We start from the raw sequence: 18,172 nt of genomic DNA, 5'->3' as shown, positions 1-18,172 counted from the left end.
GTCAGGTGCCCGGGTAGTTGCCGCCGCCGTGTGCCTCGTCCAGAGTGTCGTAGTCGGGGGTGAAGCCGCGTTTGGGGATCGTGTCCGCGAACGCCACATGGCGCGGGCGCTTGTACGCCGCCAGCAGTCCCCTGACGTGCGCGATCAGGTCGTCCTCCGTGGCGGTGGCGTCCGGCTTCAGGGACACGACGGCCTTGACCGTCTGGTGCCAGTCGGGGTCGGGGACGCCGATGACGGCGGCGTCGGCCACGGCGGGGTGGGTCTTTAGCGCGCGTTCGACCTCGGCGGGGTAGATGTTCTCGGCGCCCGACTTGATCATGCGCAGCTTGGGGCCGATGAAGGTGAGGGTGCCGTCGGGTTCGCGGCGGCCGAGGTCGCCGGTGTGGTGCCAGCCGTACCGCGACTTTTCCGCATTTAAGTCGGGCCGGGCGAAATATCCGGTAAAGAGGGTCTTGCCGCGGGCGCAGATCTCCCCGACCTCCCCGACCGGCACCTCGCTCCCGTCCGGCGCCAAAATCCGCACCTGCGCCAGCGGCGAAGGACGCCCCGCGAGCCCGGCCCCGCCCTCCGCCAGCCCGAGGAACGTCAGCATCCCGCCCACCTCGGTCTGCCCGTACCCGCCCATCTTCGACCGGCACCACGGCGAGTCGTCCACGGTGATCATGTCGTCCCACTCGGCGGAGTGCGCGACGAAGCGCAGCGAGGACAGGTCGTACTTGCCGCCCGCGTTCGCCTTCGCGACGGCGTCGATCATCGGCCCGAACAGGAACGCCTGCGTCACCCGCTCGGCGTCGACCAACCGGCACACCTCCTCGGGGTCGAAGGCGGGGGCGAAGACGTTCGTGCCGCCGATCTGGAACGTGGCCAGGCAGAACATCATCGTCCCGACGTGGAAGAGCGGCCCGTTGTTGAGGAAGGTGAAGCCGGGCTCCATCCGCCGGACCACGAGCAGGGTGGTGGCGTGCGCGAGCAGCGCGGCGCTGCTGAGCAGGGCGGCGCTCGGACGTCCTGAGAAGGCCGCCGTGTAGAGGGCCAGGACCGGCTCGGTGTCACCGACCTGCCCGAACTCCCTCGGCTCGGCGCCCGCGATCAGCCGCTCGTACTCCTCGCCCGCGCGCACCCACGCGCCGCCCGCCTCGTCGCGCAGCGCCGTGGTGACGTCCGACGGCTCCCACACGACCGCGGCCGCCGCCAGGTCGCCGAGCACGAACCGCAGCTCGTCGAGCGACTGACGCCAGTTCGCCGGGCACAGCACCGCGCCCAGCCGGGAGCAGGCGAGCAGCAGCTCCAGCACCGCGTACGCGTTCTGCCCGAGCCACACCACCCGGTCACCGGCCCCGACGCCGAGACCGTCGAGCGCCGCCGCCAGCCGGGAGACGCGCTCGTCCAGCTCCGGGTAGGTGAGCCGGACCTCGCCGTCCACCACCGCCGTGACCTGCGGCCTGCTGCGGGCGTGCTCGGCGAGGACGTCGGACAGGGTCAGGCTGTGGATCATCGTCCGCCTCCAAAGGCCGGCATGACTTCGGTCGCGAAGAAGCGCATGACCCGCTTCATGTCCTCCAGCGGCATCGGCCGGGTGCTGCCGAAGTCGCACAGGAGGTTGCCGAACCCGGCGTCGCGCAGCAGCGCGATCTGCTCGATCACCCGGGCCGGGTCGCCGATCACCTCCAGCTGCTCCCAGCGGAAGTCCGGCGAGACGGTGCCGCCCTTGAGGTAGCGGTCCTGGTAGTACTCGAAGCCCTGCGCGGCCCGTCCGGTGCGCGGGTCGATGGGGGCGCTGCGCTCATTGAAGATGCGCGAGCGGTCGAACGACGCCTCGAACCTCTCCTGGTCGGCGCGGGCCTGCTCCAGGGTGGGGGCGACGTACACGCTGCGCGCCACCACCAGCTCGGCCTCCGCCACCGGATGCCCGGCCCGCGCGGCCGTCTCCCGCCAGGTCCCGGCCGCCTTGACGACCTTACGGAACGGGGCCGCGGGGTCGGCCAGGATGGGCAGGCCGCGCTCGGCGTACATGGTGACGGTCTCCGGAGAGACGGCCGCCACGTGCAGCGGCGGGTGCGGGTCCTGCAGCGGGCGCGGCACCAGCGACACCTCGGTGCCGGTCCGGTAGAACTTCCCCTCGTGCTGGTACGACTCCCGCGTCCAGAGCCCGACGACGACCTCCAGCGCCTCGTTGAACCGGTCCCGCGCCTCCGCCAGGTCGACCCCGAACCCTTCGAACTCGTAGCTCTGGTACCCCCGCCCGATCCCGAGTTCGAGCCGGCCGCCGGACAGCACGTCCACCTGCGCCGCCTCCTCGGCGACGTGCACGGGATTGTGCAGCGGCAGCACCACGATCCCGGTGCCGAGCCGCAGCCGCTCGGTGCGGGCGGCGGCGTGGGCGAGCACGGTGAACAGGTTGGGCGCCACGCCGTAGTCGCGGAAGTGGTGCTCGGCCAGCCGCACCCCGTCGAACCCCAGCTCCTCGGCCAGCTCGATGAGCTCCAGGTGGTAGTCGTAGACGTCCTTGAAGCTCTGCCCGTCGAAGCGGTGGAAGAGGTGGAAGGTCGAGAACTTCATACGGCGGCCGCCCCTCAACGGAAAACCAAGCGCTCGCTTGGGAGCGTATCACAGGGGCTTCCAGCGGACCTGCCGCGAAGAGGGGACCTACGCCAGGGCGGTGATCAGGCCCATGGTGAGGGCGGTGCGCTCCGGGATGTGCTCGACCAGGACGTGCTCGTGCCGCGCGTGGGCCCCGTCGCCGACCGCGCCCATGCCGTCGAGGACCGGGCGGCCCAGGGCCGAGACGAAGTTGCCGTCGCTGGCCCCGCCCACCGACGCCTGGTCGAGGGCCCAGCCGAAGCCGTTCGCCACCCCCTGCGCCTCCTTGAACAGCCGCTGCGAGGCGGCGTTCTGGACCATCGGAGGCCGGTTCCACTCGCCGGTGGCGGAGATCGTGACGCGCGAGTCGGAGGCGCGCAGCCCGGCGAACACGTCGTCGATGCGGCCCATCTCGGCCGGGTCGGTCACGCGGACGTCGATGCCGCACGTGGCGCGGCCCGCGGTGACGTTGCGGCCGGTGCCGCCGCTGATGAGGCCGACGTTCACGGTCGTGCCGCGCTCGCGCGAGCCGGCCCCGGCGAGCGTGGTGACCAGCTCGGCGAGCGCGTGGACGGCGTTGGCCCCCGCGTACGGATCCAGCCCCGCGTGCGCCTCCACCCCGGTGACGCTCACGTTGAACAGCCCGACGCCCTTGCGCGCGGTCTTGAGCGCCCCGTCCAGCGACGCCTCGAAGACGAGGGTGGCCAGCGCGTCCTCGCTGGCCGCCTCGATGTGCTCGCGGGAGGCCGGGCTGCCGATCTCCTCGTCGCCGTTGAACAGGAAGCGCACGCTCGGGTGCGGCAGGCCCAGCTCGCGCAGGCCGCGCAGCGCCCAGATCGACTGCACGAGCCCGGTCTTCATGTCGAACACGCCGGGCCCGGTGGCCTTGCCCTCGACGACGGTGAACGGCCAGCTCTTGAGCGTGCCGGTGGGCCAGACCGTGTCATAGTGGCTGAGCATGAGGATCGTGCCGGGCGCGGTGCCCTCGTAGAACAGCTCAAGGATGTCGCCGTGCTGGCCGCCCTCGTGCAGGATCTCGTCGTCCGGTGTCCCCAGGTGGCCGACCACCCGCGCCCTGATCGCCCGCAGCCCCTTGACCAGCATGGCCTTGTCGTAGCTGTTGGTCTCCAGCTCCACCACGGCCCTGAGGTCGTCGAGCATGGCCGGCAGGGCCTGCCGGGTCCAGTCGGTGATCAGCACGAGAATCCTTCCAACGGGTGTACTAGGGGACGGGGGCTCCGGGGCCGAGCGGCACGCCCAGCCACCAGAAGACGTAGAACAGCAGCGTCCAGACGACGAGCAGGGTGAGCGCGAGCGGGATCGTCATCGAGGCCAGCGTGCCGATGCCGGCCGAGCGGCGGTAACGCTGCAGGAAGCCGAGCGCCATCACGAAATAGGGGCTCATCGGGGTGATCGCGTTGGTGCAGGAGTCGGCGATGCGGTAGAGGGCCTGGGTGTACTCGGGCGGGATGTCCAGCAGCATCAGCATCGGCACGAACACCGGGCCGACGAGCGCCCACTGGGCCGACCCGCTGGTCACCACCAGGTTGATCACGGTGACCACGAGCAGGATGCCGAGGAAGACGACCGGCCCGCTCACCCCCGCCGACTTCAGCAGCCCGGCGCCGTCGATGGCGAGGATCTGGCCGATGCCGGTCCACTTGAAGTAGGCGAGGAACTGCGAGATCGCGAAGAACAGCACGAGGATCGGCGCCATCTCGCGTACGCCGTGCACCATGAAGCCGGGGATGTCGCCGCTGCGGGTGACGGTGCCGGCGGCCTTGCCGTACGCCCAGCCGACGGCCAGGAACGCGAGGCCGAGGAAGATGGCGATCGAGGTGAGCAGCGGCGACTGCACGATGCTGCCGCCCTCGCCGCGCAGCGGCGACCCGGAGGGCAGGACGGCGGCCGTCAGCGCGGCGGCGAACACCACGAGCGTGATCAGCGCGGCCCGCAGCCCCCGCCGCTCCTCGGGGGTCAGCTTGAGCGAGCCGAGGTCGTCCTCGTCGGCGTCGGGGTCCACGGGGATCGACTCGACGCGGCGGGCCAGCACTCGCTCGGTCACCAGCGTGATGACGGCGGCCAGCACGAGGGACGACACGAGCGAGAAGAAGTAGTTCGCCAGCGGCGTGACCGTGTAGCCGGGGTCGATCGTGTGGGCGGCGGCGGTGGTCAGGCCGGACAGGATGGCGTCCACGGGGGTGACGACGGGGCTGGCGTCGTAACCGGCCGAGATCGACACGAACGCCACCACGATGCCGAGGATCGGGCTGCGGCCGACCGCCCGGAAGGCCAGCGCGCCGAGCGGGATGAGCACCACGTACGCGGCGTCGGAGGCCACGTGCGCGACCATCCCGGTGAACGACAGCGCGAACGTCACCCACCGCGGCGACACCCGCGACACGCCGGAGCGGAGCACCGCGGCCAGCAGGCCCGACCGCTCCGCGACCGCGACGCCGAGCATGACGACGAGGATCGTGCCGAGCGGCGGGAACGAGGTGTAGTTCTCGATCGCGTCGCCGACCATCATCCGTACGCCCTCGACGGACAGCAGGTTCTTGGCCGCGACGGTCTCGCCGGTGGCCGGGTTGACGGCCGAAACCCCGGCCGCCGCGAGCGCCCAGCTCAGCAGCGACAGCAGCACGCTCAGGATGACGAACAGCCAGAACGGATGCGGCAGCCGGTTCCCCAGCCGCTCGATCCCCCCGAGCATCGTGAGCAGCGCGTTCAGCGAACGCGATCCCGTCATCGTCTCGGGGGTCGCCACCGGGTCATCTCCTTTCCGCATTTCGGTCACCCATTACATGCGGTCAGAAGACGTCCTGACAAGTCGGAGTAAAAACTCAGCCAGTGGCGGCGGGCTCACGCAGCGGCAGGCGTACCTCGAACCACGTGTCGCCCGGCGTCGAGCGGACCTTGATCTCGCCGCCGTGCCGCCCCGCCACGATCCGGTACGAGATGTCCAGCCCCAGTCCCGTGCCCTCGCCCACGGTCTTGGTCGTGAAGAACGGGTCGAAGATGCGGTCCTTGATCGCCTCGGCCACGCCGTGACCGGTGTCGCCGATCTCCACGATGGCCTCGTCCTCGTCGTACGCCGTGCGGATGGTCAGCGTGCCCTCCTCGCCCATCGCGTCCAGCGCGTTGTGCATGAGGTTCGTCCAGACCTGGTTGAGCTCACCCGCGTAGCAGGGGATGGGCGGCAGCGTACGGTCGTAGTCGGTGACCACGGTGATGCCGGGCGGGATCTTGCCGCGGAAGATCGCGATCGTGCTGTCGAGCAGCTCGTGCACGTCGGCCTGCTGGAACGGGGCCCGGTCCATCTGGGAGTACTGCTTGGCCGAGCGGATGAGCGTGGTGATGCGCTCGGTCGCCTCGGCCACCTCGTTGAGCATCTGCGCGATCTCGACGGCCTCCGACAGCCAGTGCAGCGCCTTCGGCGTGTGCTCCTCGCCGACCTTCGTGCGCACCTTCTGCAGGTCATCGCCGGAGAAACCGGCGCTGACCAGGGCGGGCGCGAGGTCCCACGCGTCGTCGACGCCGATCTCCTCAAGGGCCTCGCCCAGCTCGTCCTCGGCGTCGGAGATCTCCAGCGGTGAGCGCTGCGGCTGCTCGCCCAGCCTGCTCGTGCACGCCTCCTGCGCCTCGATCAGCGCCCGCAGCTTCTCCGGCGGGATGCCGTCCTCGGCGAGCTGGGCCAGCTGCAGCCGCGATCCGGCGATCAGCGAGCGCAGCTCGCCCACCGCCCGCACGGCCGCCGCGGCCGGGTTGTTCAGCTCGTGGGTGAGCCCGGCGGTGATCGTGCCGAGCGCGGTCAGCCGCTGCCGCCTGTCGATGATCTCCCGCTGCATCCGCCCGCCCGACATCAGCCCGTCGAGCAGGTGCATCGCCATCGGAAACCACTCGGCCACGATGTAGGCGAACTTCTTGGCCGGCAGCATGAACATCCGCGACGGCGCCGTGGCGCGCAGAGTGTGCTGGTAGGTGAGCGGGGCGCGGTCGCCGAGGTAGGCGGCGGTGGCGCCGCCGTACACGCCGGGCTGGGAGGTGCGGGGCATCGCGACGGTGCCGGCGCTGACCGTCTCGCTGATCATCTGGATCTCGCCCTCCAGCAGCACCGCGAAGCACTCGGCGGGCTCGCCCTGCCGGACGACGTCCTCGTCCTGGGCGTAGGTCTGCACGCGGCCGCTGGCCGCGAGCTTGGAGAGCTGCTCGTCGCTGAGGCGCTCGAACAGGAACAGCTTGCGGAGCTCGTCGATGTCGATCATTGCTTCTCCAGGTAGCGGTGCACGAGCGCGACGGCCATGGCGCCCTCGCCGACGGCGGAGGCCACTCTCTTGATCGACTCGGCGCGCACGTCGCCCGCGGCCAGCACCCCGGGCACGTTGGTCTCCAGGTAGTACGGCTCCCGCCGCAGCGGCCAGTTTCGCGGCCGCTTGCCGCCCTGCACCAGGTCGGGCCCCGTCAGCACGAACCCGCGCGCGTCCCGCTCGATCGTCTCGCCCAGCCAGTCGGTGTACGGCCGGGCCCCGATGAACACGAACAACCACTGAGCGTCCACCGTGCGCTCCTCGCCCTTGGTGGACAGTGTGAGCCGCTCCAGGTGCCCGTCACCGGCCGCGCCGGCGACCTGCGTCTGCAGATGCACCTCGACGTTGGGGAGCGCGGCGATCTGCTCGATGAGGTAGTGGGACATGGACTTCTCCAGACCGTCACCCCGCACCAACAAGTGGACCTTGCTCGCGAATCCCGACAAGTAGACGGCGGCCTGCCCGGCCGAGTTGGCCGCGCCGACGATGAACACCTCGGTGTCCTTGCACGACGGAGCCTCGGTCAGCGCGGCGCCGTAGTAGACGCCGCGGCCCACGAAGTCCTCCAGGCCGGGCGCCTCCAGCCGCCGGTAGGTGACGCCGGTCGCGAGGATCACCGCGTGCGCCGCGATCTCCCCGCCGTCCTTGAACCCGACCACCCGTGCCTGCCCGCGCGCCTCCAGGCTGCTCACCTTGCGCGGGGTCAGCAGCTCGGCCCCGAACTTCAGCGCCTGCCTGCGCGCCCGGTCGGCCAGCTGCTGCCCTGAGACGCCGTCGGGGAAGCCCAGGTAGTTCTCGATGCGGGAGCTCTGGCCCGCCTGCCCGCCCGACGAGTACGCCTCCACCAGCACGGTGTTGAGCCCCTCCGAGGCGCCGTAGACGGCCGCCCCGAGCCCGGCAGGCCCGCCGCCCACCACGATCAGGTCGTAGAAGTCGGTCGCCGGCGTCGTGGACAACCCGACCGCCGCGGCCAGCGTCGCCTGGTCGGGCGACTCCAGCGTGGTGCCGTCGGACGTCACGACCAGCGGCAGATGGCAGTCGTCGCCCGCCGCCTTCACCAGCTGCGCGCCCTCCGGGTCATCGGCCAGCAGCCACTGGTACGGCACGTGGTTGCGGGCCAGGAAGTCGCGCACCTTGTACGACGGCGCCGACCACCGGTCGCCCACCACCCGCAGCTCGGAGCGCTCGATCCGGTCGGTGCGCAGCCAGGCGTCGAGCTGGCCGTCGATCACCGGGTAGAACTTCTCCTCCGGCGGGTCCCACGGCTTGAGCAGATAGTGGTCGAGGTCGACCACGTTGATCGCCTGGATGGCCGCGTCGGTGTCGGCGTAGGCGGTCAGCAGCACGCGGCGCGCGTAGGGGTAGAGGTCCATGGCGGCTTCGAGGAACTGCACGCCGTTCATCTGGGGCATGCGGTAGTCGGCCAGGATCGCCGCGATCTCGTCGCCGCGCAGCCGCATCTCGCGTACGGCGTCGATGCCGTCCCTCGCCGTCTCGGCGCGGACGATCCGGTATTCCTGCCCGTAACGGCGTCTCAGGTCACGGGCGACCGCCCGCGAGACGCCTGGATCGTCATCCACCGTCACGATGACCGGCTTGTCCATGCGATTCGCCCTTTCCTGCGCTCCTACTAGGAAGGATGTCATGTGCTCGGGTATGGGCGAGACACCGCTCATATCATGGGCGGATGGGCACCCGCGATCGCATCATCGACGCCGCTGAGCAGGCGATTCAGGAGTTCGGCATCTCGGGCGCCACCACCAAGCGCATCGCGAGACAGGCGGCGTGCTCCGAGGCGCTGCTCTACAAGCACTTCGCCGGCAAGGAGGAGTTGTTCCTCGCCGTGGTGATCGAGCGCATGCCGGCGCTGGGCCCGGCGCTGGAGGAGCTGCGCGCCGCCGTCGGCCGGGGCGACCTGCGCGCGAACCTCGTCACGTTCACGCTGGCCGCGCTGGGCTTCTACACCCGCGCTCAGGGCATCGCCGGCGGCCTGCTCGGCGACCCGGCGCTGATCACCGGGTTCCGCGCCATGCTGGCCGAGCGGGGCTCCGGGCCGCACGTGCCGATCCAGGTGCTGGCCGGCGTCCTGCGGGACGAGCAGCGCGCCGGCCGCGTCGACGCCGGTCTCGACCCGGACGCGGCGGCGTCGATGCTCATGGGCGCCTGCTTCCACCGGGCCAACCTGGCCCGCTTCGTGGACCTGCCCGGCCACGGCGACGAGGAGTGGGCCGCCGCCGTCGTCGGCACCCTGCTCAGGCGATGACCCTGGCCTCGCCGCCGTCCACCAGCAGCGACACCCCGTTCACGTACGACGCCCGCTCGCTGGCCAGGAACGCCACCACGTCGCCCACCTCCTCGGGCCGTCCGACCCGCCCCACCGGCACGCCCGCGCCGCGCTCGCGCAGCGCCGCATCGTCGCCGGCGAGCTGACGCAGCCGCTCGGTCTCGATGGGCCCCGGCATCACGTTGTTGACCAGCACCCCCTCGCCGCCCACCTCGCGGGCCAGGGTGCGCACCACGCCCGCGACGGCCGTACGCATGGCGTTGGACAGCGCGAGCCCGTCGATCGCCTCGCGGGCCGACCTGCCGGTGATGGTGACGATCCGGCCCCAGCCGCGCGAGCGCATCTCCGGCAGCACCGCGTGCATCAGCCGGACCATGCCGAGCAGGTTGCGCTGCACGGCGGCGTCCCAGTCCTCCAGCCCGACCTCGTCGAAGCGGCCCGGCTTCGGCCCGCCCGCGTTGGCCACCAGGATGTCGACGGGACCGAGCACGTCGCGCGTCTCCTCGACCACCCGCCGGGCGGCGGCCGGATCCTCCACGTCGGCCAGCACCGCGTGCACGACCTTGCCGAACTCCTGCAGCTCCACCACCGCGTCCGCGAGCTTCTCCGGGTCGCGGGCGCTGACGCACACGTCGCAGCCCTCCCGCGCGAGGCTCTTGGCCGCCGCGAGGCCGAGGCCCGCGCTGCCACCGGTGACGAGGGCGACCTTGCCCGAGATGCCGAGATCCATACGGCCGACTATAGATCGTGCGGGCCCGGCCGCTCGTACGGCTGTGCCGGTACGGGTGGTAATGGCGCGGCAGGCATGATGGGCTGGGCGGGTGGCGAGAAATCTCATCCTTTCTGGAGGCCTGTTTCACGACTTCGCCGCCACATCGGCCGCGCTCGCGGAGGTGCTCGCCGAGGTGGGGGTCGAGTCGGAGATCACCGAGGACATCGCGGGAGCGCTCAGCGAGCCGTCGGAGTTCCAGCTCATCACGGTCAACGCGCTGCGCTGGCAGATGACCCAGGACCGCTTCTCCGGCCTGCGCGACCAGTGGCGCTTCACCCTGCCCGCCGGCGCGCGGGCCACCCTGCTCGACCACCTCGACCAGGGCGGCGGGCTGCTGTGCATGCACTCGGCGGCGATCTGCTTCGACGACTGGCAGGGCTGGCCGCGCGTGCTCGGCGGCTGCTGGGTCTGGCCCAAGTCGCACCACCCGCCGCTCGGCTGGACGGGCGTACGGGTGCACGGCGGGCATCCGGTCGTGGACGGCCTGCGCGACTTCGACGTGGTGGACGAGGTCTACAGCGACCTCGACGTGCTGCCCGACGTCCGGCCGCTGGCCTCGTCGGCGAGCGGCCAGCCCCTGGTGTGGGCCAGGCCGGTGCGCAGGGGGCGGGTCCTGTACGACGCGCTCGGCCACGACACCAGGTCGTACGACAACGAGGTGCACAGGACACTGCTCCAGCGCGCCGCGCTGTGGCTGCTGAAACGCCCGGTCACGGTCAGGGACTAGCCGCCCACGCGCTCCAGCGCGTCACCTCTATGCGGATGACGGCGCCGGCGGGCGGGCGCTCCCGGTATTGGGCGTACTTGGCGGCGAGGACGGCCAAAGCCGTTTCGCGGATCCCCGGATCGGCTGTTTCTTCTGCCGTGCCGTCGGCGCGCACCCACCACAGCCGCGCCCAGTCGTCCTCGTAGTGATCGGCGAGCACGCTGACGGCGGGGTCGCGGGCGATGTCGCGCAGCCGGCCGAGCCGCATGGTCGTCTTGGGCTTGTGATCGACGGCCGTCACGATGGCGCCGTCGAGCAGCGCGAACGTGATGGGCACGATCCGCGGCGTCCCGTCTTCCGCCAGCCGCGCCATCCTGGCCACCGGCTGCCCCGCGAACATCTCCCGCGCCCGCTCTTCCCGCATGCCCCCATGCTCGCACCGGCGGCGTGTCCGATACCTACAAGACCGGGCGGCGGCGGACTGGGCACGATGACAGGCATGAACGTGAACCTGTCCGCGGTGCCCGGCTTCCTGGCCGGGCACGCCCGCGTCCTCGACCGCCGCCGCTACGGCCTGCTCATGGGTGAGGAGGACGCGACGGGCGCACTCGCCGCACTCGACGCCTACCGCAACCCCGACGGCGGCTACGGCTGGGGCCTCGAGCCCGACCTGCGCTCGCCGGAGAGCCAGCCGGGCGCGGCCCTGCACGCCTTCGAGGTCTTCGAGGAGGCCGGTCCCGTCACCTCGCCGCACGCCGCGGCCCTGTGCGACTGGCTGGAGTCCGTGACGCTGCCCGACGGCGGCCTGCCCTTCGCCCTGCCGGTCGGGGTCTCCACCGCCACCGCGACGTGGTGGGCGAGCGCCGACCCCACCTCCTCGTCGCTGCAGATCACCGCCGTCACCGCCGCCGTCGCCCACCGCGTGGCCGCCCACGACCGGGCGGTGGCCGAGCACCCCTGGCTGGAGCGGGCCACCCGCTACTGCGTCGACGCCATCCGCGCCATGGAGGAGCGCCCGCACGCGTACGTGCTGTCCTTCGCCGTCCGCTTCCTCGACGCCGTCCACGACCGCCATCCCGCAGCCGCCGACCTGCTCAAACGGCTCGGCGCGTACATCCCGGAGGACGGCAGGGTGCCCGTCGAAGGCGGCACCGAGAACGAGGCCCTGCGCCCCCTCGACTTCGCCCCCTACCCGGGCAGCGCGGCCCGCGCCCTATTCGACCCCGCCGTGATCGCCGCCGATCTGGTCAGGCTGGCCGGCGAGCAGCAGGACGACGGCGGCTGGGTGGTCGACTACGCCCGCTTCTCACCCGCCGGCTCCATGGAGTGGCGCGGCGCGGCCACCGTGCACGCCGTCCAGGTGCTGCGCGCCAATGAGCTGATCTAACCGATCACGTGCTCCGACCTGTCCAGCCAGAAGCCGCGGCACCGCCCGGAGCGGTGTAAGAGGGGCGGTCCTTGCTAGGGGGTGAGTCGGCGGGCCGATTCTGATTCGTGGGCCATGCGGCGCAGGGTGTCGAGGGCTCTGCCGTACAGGACCGTGCCGAGCACCATGGCCTCCACGGCGGCGTCGCGGGGGCCGTCGAAGGGAATCAGGTCCATCTCCACCTCCGACACCAGGCCGCGGGCCGCCTCCACGTACGGGGCCAGGTCGATGGACAGGCCGAGCTGGCGCATCCTGACGATGGTCTGGGCCAGTTCGTCGCGGGTGGGGGCCTCCTCCGTGATGTCCCAGCCGAGCTCCGTGATCAGGTCGTCCACCAGGGCGCGGGCCGAGCGCCACTCCTCGGTCTGCTCAGGGTCCACGGCGGGGCTGAGGGCGTAGTGGGCGGTGCCGAGGACGCGGTGGGTGGGCAGGGACTCGTCCTCGACGGCGGCGATGACCTGCTTGATGGAGGCGACGGAGAGCCGGCCGACCTCGAGGAGGGCGCGGATCATGCGGAGCCTGCGCAGGTGCGTCTCGTCGTACTCGGCCCTGGTCGCGGCGGTCTGCTCGCCCTGGTGCAGCATGCCCTCGCGCAGGTAGTACTTGATCGTCGGGATCGCCACGCCGGACTTGGCGCTGAGTTCGGAGATGCGCATTATTGGATAATAGTACTATCCAGATCGTGCGAGATGCCGTGCGGCGCTCACCAGCTCGTGCACGTCGGCTTGGCGGTTCCAGAGGAAGACCACCTCGATGGGCGGCGTGTCCTCCTTGACCGGGACGAACCTCACCGAGTCCGGCACGGTGGTGCCCTCGTGGACGCAGAGCGCGTAACCGGCGCCCTCCCCGACCATCGTGATCACCAGGTCGTGGGTGGCGGCGGCGGGACCCAGGCGGGGATGCAGGCCGTGGCGGACGAAGCCCTCCAGGAAGCGGCGGGCTCCGGCCACCGCGTCCGACTCCGGCATCAGCAGCGGCTCACCGGCGAGGTCGGCCAGCGACACGGCGTCGTACCCGGCCAGGTGGTGCTCGCGGGGCAGCAGGGCGCGTACGGGGAAGCGGTGGACCAGCATGCGCGCCACGCCCCGGGGCAGCGAGCCGGGCGCGTACCCGAGCCCGGCCTGCAGGGTGCCGTCGGCGATGGAGACGATCTGCTCGGCGGTGCCCATCGGCGCGACGCGTAAGCGGCCGGTGTGCAGCTGGGACAGCAGCCGGGCGACGACGTCGGCGAGCCCGTCGGCGACGCCCAGACGGGCCGTCGTGCCCTTGCCGCGCGCGGCGACGACCGCGCGCTCGAAGGCGTCGAGGGCGACCGTGGCCTGCGCCAGGAACGCCTCGCCCGCCTCGGTCAGCTGTACCCCGCTCGACGAGCGGCTGAACAGCTCGACCCCGATCTCCTTCTCCAGCGCCCTGAGCTGCTCGGACAGCGTGGGTTGAGCGATGTGCAGGGCGGCGGCGGCCCGTCGGAGACTGCCCGCCCGCGCGATCGCCATGGCGTACCGGACATAGCGTAGATCCATCGCTCACCTCGGCGTGATGATGATGAGCTATCGGTAGATCGCACCTCCGTATTACAAGACCGGACAGCTTTCGTGAAGTTCCGCAGTCATCTCTTTTCGCTGTCCCAAGCAAGCGCTAGCCTGGCTTAGGTCGGAGCGGAGGAGGGTGGATGCGGCCCTTCGCGGGACGTGCGGCCGTGGCCGGCGTCGGGATGACGGCGCTGAGCAGGCGGTCCGGGCGGAGCGAGCGCGAGCTGGCCGCGGCGGCGTGCCGGGCGGCCTGCGCGGACGCGGGCATCGCGCCGCGCGAGGTGGACGCGCTGCTCAGCTACCACATGAACGACTCCGCGCCCGTCGTCCAGGTCGCCAAGGCGCTCGGGATCGAGCGGCTCGGCTGGCACAACGACATCGCCGGCGGCGGTACGCAGGCGGCCTCGATCCTGGGGGACGCGGCGCTGCTCATCGAGGCGGGCCTGGCCCGTCACGTGCTCGTCTACCGGGCGCTCAACGGCCGCTCGGGCAGGCGCATGAACGCGGTCAGCACCGGGCCGCAGGAGGAGTTCACGTACGGGATGGCCGGCCCGATCCCGATGTTCGCCCTGGCCGCCACCCGCTACCTGCACGACACCGGCCTGACCGCCGAGCACCTGCACGCCGTCGTCGACCAGTCCAGGCGGAACGCCGCGGGCAACCCCAGGGCGCTGCGCCGCGAACCGCTCACCCTCGACGACTACCTCGCCCGCCCGTACGTCTGCACGCCTCTGCGCACGGCCGACTGCTGCCAGGAGACCGACGGCGCCTGCGCCCTGCTGGTCAGCGGCGCGCTCGGCGGGCCCAGGGTGCGGGCCGTGGTGCGCGGGGGAGGGCCGGGCTGCTCCGGGATGGACCGGGCCCCCGACGTGACGGCGATCTTCTCCGCGTACGTGGCCCCCATGCTGTGGGAGGCGTCCGGCATGAAGCCGCGCGACGTGGACGCGCTGTTGCCCTACGACGCGTACTCGTGGCTGGTGCCCCGCCAGCTTGAGGACTTCGGGCTGGCCGAACGGGGGGACTTGGGGGCGTACCTGCTGGAGCGCCGGCACGCCTGGGTGAATCCGCACGGCGGCCTGCTGTCGGAGGGCTACGTGCACGGCCTCAACAACGTCGCCCAGGCTGTCAGGGAGCTGCGCGCGGGCGCCGGGACCGCGCTCGTGACCGGTTTCGGCGGCAGCTACGGAAGCGCCGCAGTGCTCGCCTGGTGACAAGAATTATCACCCGATGGCCTTGACGGAGGCGGGTGCTGAGCATAATTATCACCGCGTGGACCTCCTGAACCGCATCAGAGCCGACCGGCCCGACCTGCCCGAGGCGCTGCGCAAGGTGGCGGACGCCATCCTCGAGGCGCCGGGCGAGACCGTCCGGCTGACCATCGTCGACCTCGCCGAGCGCAGCGGGACGTCCACCGCCACGATCACCCGCTTCTGCCGGGCGCTCGGCTTCGCCGGGTACGCCGAGCTGCGGGTGGCCATCGCCACCGAGTCGGGCCGGGTCGCGCAGCAGACGTGGGAGACCGACATCGGCCAGGAGATCCTGCCCGACGACAGCCTCGAACGCGTGCTCGGCGTGGTCTCCGGCAACGACATCCGCCTCATCCAGGAGACCCGCGACCAGCTCGACCTGGCCGTGGTCGAGAAGGTCGCGCAGGCTGTGGCCAGGGCGGGGCGGGTGCTGCTGTTCGGGGTGTCGAGCAGCGCGGCGGTGGCCAGCGAGATGGAGTACCGGCTGCAGCGGATGCGCGTACCGACCTGGAGCAGGTCCGACGCGCACGCCGCGCTGACGGACGCGGCGCTGCTCGGGCAGGGCGACGTGGCGATCGGCATCTCCCACAGCGGCAGGACGCGCGAGGTCATCGAGGTGCTGGCGGAGGCGGGCAGCCACGGTGCCATCACCGTCGCCGTCACCTCGCAGCCGCGCTCGCCGCTCGCCGAGGTGGCCGAGCTGGTGCTCACCACGGCCAGCAGGGCGACCAGCTTCCGCTCCGAGGGGTTCGCCGCGATCCACTCGCAGCTGCTGGTGCTGGACGTCGTGTACGTGTCGGTGGCGCAGCGCACCTATGAACGGACGAAGCAGGCGTTCGACGTGACCGTCCGCGCGGTCGCCGGACATCGTCTGCCAGAAGGGGATATATGACTGTCAATCCGCAGGACTTCGTGGAGCACATCGCCCGCCTCGTACGGACGATCCCCGAAGACCCCGAGATCTCCCGCGCCGCAGACCTGTTCACCAAGGCGCTGACCGGCGGCGGCGTCATCCAGGCGTTCGGCTCGGGCCACTCCGAGGCCGTGGCCATGGAGATCGCCGGGCGCGCGGGCGGCCTCGTGCCCACCAACCGGCTCGCGCTCAGAGACATCGTCCGTTACGGCGACGCCCCCGCCTCCGAGCTGGACCGCTACGACCTCGAACGCGACCCCGCCGTCGCCCGCCAGATCCTCGACCTGGCCCCCGTCCAGCAGCAGGACCTGTTCGTCATCATCTCCAACTCCGGCGTGAACGGCGTCGTCGTCGAGCTCGCCACCCTCGTCAAGGAGCGCGGTCACGACCTGATCGCGATCACCTCGCGCACCCACGGCGAAGCCGTCGCGTCCCGTCACCCCTCGGGCCGCAAGCTCGCCGACCTGGCCGACGTCGTCCTGGACAACCACGCGCCCTACGGCGACGCCGTGCTGCCCCTGCCCGACGGAGGCGCCACCGGCGCCGTCTCCACGATCACCTCCGCGCTGCTGGCCCAGCTCGTGGTCACGCAGACCGTACGCAACCTGCTCGAAGCCGGCGAGGTGCCGCCCGTCTACCTGTCGGCGAACGTCCCCGAAGGCGACGAGCACAACCTCCGCCTGGAGGCGTTGTACGCGGGCCGCATCCGCCGCGGCGCCTGACCCCCGACCGACCCTCCCACCCGCCCCGGCGCCTGACCCGACCGACCCCGACCCGTCGCGGCGCCTGACCCCCACCACTCCGGGCGCCGGCTCGGCGCCACGACCTGTCTTCAGCATGCCCGCACGTCTCTCGGGAGCCGCACAACCGCAAGGAGCCCACCCCCCATGTCCCGAAATTTCGGTAAACGTCTTGTCTCCTTAGCCCTCCCCGCCGTCCTCATCGCGGTCACCCTGATCGCCTCACCCGCAGCCGCCGCCCAAGCCGTCCGCCTCCAGTACCGCACCAGCGCCCCCGGCGCCACGACCGCCCAGGCCGAGCCGTGGCTGCGCCTGTTCAACACCGGCACCACGACGATCCCGCTCAGCCAGGTCAAGATCCGCTACTACCTCACCGGTACGGAGACCTACCGCTTCGCCTGCTCGTGGGCCGTGGCCGGCTGCTCCACGATCACCGGCAGGTTCGCCCCGCAGGAGGGCGGCAAGCAGTACCTGGAGGTCGGCTTCACCTCCGGCAGCCTGAGCCCCGGCCAGAACACCAGCGACATGCAGCTGCGCTTCTACCGCGCGGACTGGCAGTCGTTCCAGCAGAGCGACGACTACTCCTACGGGCCGAACACCTCCTACGCCGACTGGGACAAGGTCACCGTCCACGTGGACGGCCGGCTCGCCTGGGGCACCCCGACCGGCACCGAGCCCGACCCAGACCCGGATCCCGACCCCGACCCGGGCGCCACCGGTGAGCTGTTCGACGACTTCACCTACACGAGCTCGACCGACCCCCGGCTGGCCCAGCGCGGCTGGACCGTGCGCTCGGCGTCGGGCGGCCCCGGCGTGCCCGGCGCGACCTGGTCGCCCTCGGCCGTCTCGTTCCCCGGCGGCCTGCTGACGCTCGACTCCTCCACGAACGGCACCGCCGGCGGCACCGTACAGACCGAGCTGTCCACCGCCCAGCGCAAGTTCCGCGAGGGCACCTACGCCGCCCGCGTGCGCTTCAGCGACGCCCCCACCAGCGGCCCCGACGGCGAGCACGTGGTGCAGACGTTCTTCACCATCACCCCGCTGCGCTACGACCTCGACCCCGACTACGGCGAGCTGGACTTCGAGTACCTGCCGAACGGCGGCTGGGGCGAGCCGTCGAACATCCTCTACGCCACCAGCTGGGAGACCTACAGGAACGACCCCTGGCTGGCCGTGAACACCCACACCGAGGAGCGCACGAGCTTCGCCGGCTGGCACGACCTGGTCATCCAGGTCTCGGGCGGCCGGATCAAGTACTACGTGGACGGCCGCCTGTTCGCCGACCACGGCGGCGACCACTACCCCGAGACGCCCATGTGGATCATGTTCAACCAGTGGTTCATCGATCTTCAGGGCGCGAGCGGGACGCGGACGTACCGGCAGCAGGCGGACTACGTCTACTTCAGCGCGAACGAGGTCGTCGCGCCCGCCACCGTGACCTCCCGCATCGCCGCGCTGCGGACGGCGGGCACCGCCTTCAAGGACACCGTCCCCAACCCGTGACCGACACCCCCGCGCCCGCCCGGTGCGGGCGCGGGGCGCCCCCCAGCGGAAAAGGAACATCTTGACATCCCTCCCCTCCCTTAGGAGGGGGATTCCCACGGTCGCCCGTGGGCCTTCCTGCTTCACCGCCGATTGCCCGCCCGAGAGGACTCTCGTTGAGGTCTT

The 18,172-nt window shown here is 71.5% G+C and carries 17 protein-coding genes; 7 read left to right on the top strand and 10 right to left on the bottom strand.

The window, feature by feature from the left end:
* Window position 1: 1 nt before the first annotated feature.
* The 6 genes from AB0K18_RS39475 to AB0K18_RS39450 all read right to left on the bottom strand — a co-directional run bounded on the left by AB0K18_RS39475 (window position 2) and on the right by AB0K18_RS39450 (window position 8,491).
* Window positions 2-1,495 carry an AMP-binding protein gene (locus tag AB0K18_RS39475; protein WP_364925498.1) on the bottom strand — a complete coding sequence of 498 codons (1,494 nt, stop codon included), beginning with the start codon at window positions 1,493-1,495 and terminating at the stop codon, window positions 2-4.
* Complete coding sequence (locus tag AB0K18_RS39470; protein WP_364925495.1) at window positions 1,492-2,559, bottom strand: LLM class flavin-dependent oxidoreductase; 1,068 nt, start codon at window positions 2,557-2,559, stop codon at window positions 1,492-1,494. The genes AB0K18_RS39475 and AB0K18_RS39470 overlap by 4 nt, the downstream gene beginning before the upstream one ends.
* Before the next feature lie 87 nt (window positions 2,560-2,646).
* On the bottom strand, window positions 2,647-3,780 hold the full coding sequence (locus AB0K18_RS39465; protein WP_364925492.1) for a M20 family metallopeptidase: 1,134 nt from the start codon (window positions 3,778-3,780) through the stop codon (window positions 2,647-2,649).
* 22 nt (window positions 3,781-3,802) lie between these two features.
* Window positions 3,803-5,329, bottom strand: a complete 1,527-nt coding sequence (locus tag AB0K18_RS39460; protein ID WP_364925675.1) for an AbgT family transporter — start codon at window positions 5,327-5,329, stop codon at window positions 3,803-3,805.
* A 94-nt stretch (window positions 5,330-5,423) separates the two neighbouring features.
* The gene (locus tag AB0K18_RS39455; RefSeq protein WP_364925489.1) at window positions 5,424-6,845 is read right to left on the bottom strand and encodes an ATP-binding protein; all 1,422 of its coding nucleotides are present in this window, start codon (window positions 6,843-6,845) and stop codon (window positions 5,424-5,426) included.
* Window positions 6,842-8,491 carry an FAD-dependent oxidoreductase gene (locus AB0K18_RS39450; protein WP_364925486.1) on the bottom strand — a complete coding sequence of 550 codons (1,650 nt, stop codon included), beginning with the start codon at window positions 8,489-8,491 and terminating at the stop codon, window positions 6,842-6,844. Before AB0K18_RS39450 ends, AB0K18_RS39455 begins: the two co-directional genes overlap by 4 nt.
* Before the next feature lie 83 nt (window positions 8,492-8,574).
* Here AB0K18_RS39450 and AB0K18_RS39445 point away from each other — a divergent pair, with 83 nt between their 5' ends.
* Window positions 8,575-9,150, top strand: coding sequence for a TetR/AcrR family transcriptional regulator (locus AB0K18_RS39445; RefSeq protein ID WP_364925483.1), 576 nt, complete (start codon window positions 8,575-8,577; stop codon window positions 9,148-9,150).
* On the opposite strand, the gene AB0K18_RS39440 is transcribed toward AB0K18_RS39445, so the two are convergent.
* Window positions 9,140-9,901 carry an SDR family oxidoreductase gene (locus tag AB0K18_RS39440; RefSeq protein WP_364925481.1) on the bottom strand — a complete coding sequence of 254 codons (762 nt, stop codon included), beginning with the start codon at window positions 9,899-9,901 and terminating at the stop codon, window positions 9,140-9,142. The two genes, AB0K18_RS39445 and AB0K18_RS39440, sit on opposite strands and share 11 nt — an antisense overlap.
* Window positions 9,902-9,992: 91 nt before the next feature.
* Between AB0K18_RS39440 and AB0K18_RS39435 the strand changes: the two genes are divergently transcribed.
* Window positions 9,993-10,670, top strand: coding sequence for a ThuA domain-containing protein (locus tag AB0K18_RS39435; protein ID WP_364925478.1), 678 nt, complete (start codon window positions 9,993-9,995; stop codon window positions 10,668-10,670).
* On the opposite strand, the gene AB0K18_RS39430 is transcribed toward AB0K18_RS39435, so the two are convergent.
* The gene (locus AB0K18_RS39430; protein WP_364925475.1) at window positions 10,660-11,073 is read right to left on the bottom strand and encodes a TIGR03668 family PPOX class F420-dependent oxidoreductase; all 414 of its coding nucleotides are present in this window, start codon (window positions 11,071-11,073) and stop codon (window positions 10,660-10,662) included. The genes AB0K18_RS39435 and AB0K18_RS39430 overlap by 11 nt on opposite strands.
* Window positions 11,074-11,148: 75 nt before the next feature.
* Between AB0K18_RS39430 and AB0K18_RS39425 the strand changes: the two genes are divergently transcribed.
* Window positions 11,149-12,036, top strand: coding sequence for a hypothetical protein (locus tag AB0K18_RS39425; RefSeq protein WP_364925472.1), 888 nt, complete (start codon window positions 11,149-11,151; stop codon window positions 12,034-12,036).
* A gap of 74 nt (window positions 12,037-12,110) precedes the next feature.
* Here AB0K18_RS39425 and AB0K18_RS39420 read toward each other — a convergent pair whose 3' ends face one another.
* On the bottom strand, window positions 12,111-12,731 hold the full coding sequence (locus AB0K18_RS39420; RefSeq protein WP_364925469.1) for a MerR family transcriptional regulator: 621 nt from the start codon (window positions 12,729-12,731) through the stop codon (window positions 12,111-12,113).
* A gap of 15 nt (window positions 12,732-12,746) precedes the next feature.
* Window positions 12,747-13,595, bottom strand: a complete 849-nt coding sequence (locus AB0K18_RS39415; RefSeq protein ID WP_364925466.1) for a LysR family transcriptional regulator — start codon at window positions 13,593-13,595, stop codon at window positions 12,747-12,749.
* Between the two features lie 149 nt (window positions 13,596-13,744).
* Between AB0K18_RS39415 and AB0K18_RS39410 the strand changes: the two genes are divergently transcribed.
* The 4 genes from AB0K18_RS39410 to AB0K18_RS39395 all read left to right on the top strand — a co-directional run bounded on the left by AB0K18_RS39410 (window position 13,745) and on the right by AB0K18_RS39395 (window position 18,007).
* Window positions 13,745-14,815, top strand: a complete 1,071-nt coding sequence (locus tag AB0K18_RS39410) for an acetyl-CoA acetyltransferase (RefSeq protein ID WP_364925464.1) — start codon at window positions 13,745-13,747, stop codon at window positions 14,813-14,815.
* Window positions 14,816-14,873: 58 nt separating this feature from the next.
* Window positions 14,874-15,743 (top strand): MurR/RpiR family transcriptional regulator, encoded by an 870-nt coding sequence (locus AB0K18_RS39405; protein ID WP_345398446.1) that lies wholly within the window; start codon window positions 14,874-14,876, stop codon window positions 15,741-15,743.
* Window positions 15,740-16,486, top strand: coding sequence for an SIS domain-containing protein (locus AB0K18_RS39400; RefSeq protein WP_364925462.1), 747 nt, complete (start codon window positions 15,740-15,742; stop codon window positions 16,484-16,486). Before AB0K18_RS39405 ends, AB0K18_RS39400 begins: the two co-directional genes overlap by 4 nt.
* Before the next feature lie 165 nt (window positions 16,487-16,651).
* Window positions 16,652-18,007, top strand: coding sequence for a cellulose binding domain-containing protein (locus AB0K18_RS39395; RefSeq protein ID WP_364925459.1), 1,356 nt, complete (start codon window positions 16,652-16,654; stop codon window positions 18,005-18,007).
* The last annotated feature ends 165 nt before the right edge of the window (window positions 18,008-18,172 follow it).

Source organism: Nonomuraea sp. NPDC049421, from assembly GCF_040677005.1.
Classification (GTDB): domain Bacteria; phylum Actinomycetota; class Actinomycetes; order Streptosporangiales; family Streptosporangiaceae; genus Nonomuraea; species Nonomuraea salmonea.
This window is presented reverse-complemented; position numbering and strand designations above follow the sequence as displayed.

Bases quoted from the DNA above. Each gene is read 5' to 3' on its own strand.
- AB0K18_RS39475 (WP_364925498.1), bottom strand. From the start codon at position 1,495: ATGATCCACAGCCTGACCCTGTCCGACGTCCTCGCCGAGCACGCCCGC.
- AB0K18_RS39395 (WP_364925459.1), top strand. From the start codon at position 16,652: ATGTCCCGAAATTTCGGTAAACGTCTTGTCTCCTTAGCCCTCCCCGCC.
- AB0K18_RS39440 (WP_364925481.1), bottom strand. From the start codon at position 9,901: ATGGATCTCGGCATCTCGGGCAAGGTCGCCCTCGTCACCGGTGGCAGC.
- AB0K18_RS39400 (WP_364925462.1), top strand. From the start codon at position 15,740: ATGACTGTCAATCCGCAGGACTTCGTGGAGCACATCGCCCGCCTCGTA.
- AB0K18_RS39450 (WP_364925486.1), bottom strand. From the start codon at position 8,491: ATGGACAAGCCGGTCATCGTGACGGTGGATGACGATCCAGGCGTCTCG.
- AB0K18_RS39425 (WP_364925472.1), top strand. From the start codon at position 11,149: ATGAACGTGAACCTGTCCGCGGTGCCCGGCTTCCTGGCCGGGCACGCC.
- AB0K18_RS39410 (WP_364925464.1), top strand. From the start codon at position 13,745: ATGCGGCCCTTCGCGGGACGTGCGGCCGTGGCCGGCGTCGGGATGACG.
- AB0K18_RS39470 (WP_364925495.1), bottom strand. From the start codon at position 2,559: ATGAAGTTCTCGACCTTCCACCTCTTCCACCGCTTCGACGGGCAGAGC.
- AB0K18_RS39455 (WP_364925489.1), bottom strand. From the start codon at position 6,845: ATGATCGACATCGACGAGCTCCGCAAGCTGTTCCTGTTCGAGCGCCTC.
- AB0K18_RS39430 (WP_364925475.1), bottom strand. From the start codon at position 11,073: ATGCGGGAAGAGCGGGCGCGGGAGATGTTCGCGGGGCAGCCGGTGGCC.
- AB0K18_RS39445 (WP_364925483.1), top strand. From the start codon at position 8,575: ATGGGCACCCGCGATCGCATCATCGACGCCGCTGAGCAGGCGATTCAG.
- AB0K18_RS39460 (WP_364925675.1), bottom strand. From the start codon at position 5,329: ATGACGGGATCGCGTTCGCTGAACGCGCTGCTCACGATGCTCGGGGGG.
- AB0K18_RS39415 (WP_364925466.1), bottom strand. From the start codon at position 13,595: ATGGATCTACGCTATGTCCGGTACGCCATGGCGATCGCGCGGGCGGGC.
- AB0K18_RS39420 (WP_364925469.1), bottom strand. From the start codon at position 12,731: ATGCGCATCTCCGAACTCAGCGCCAAGTCCGGCGTGGCGATCCCGACG.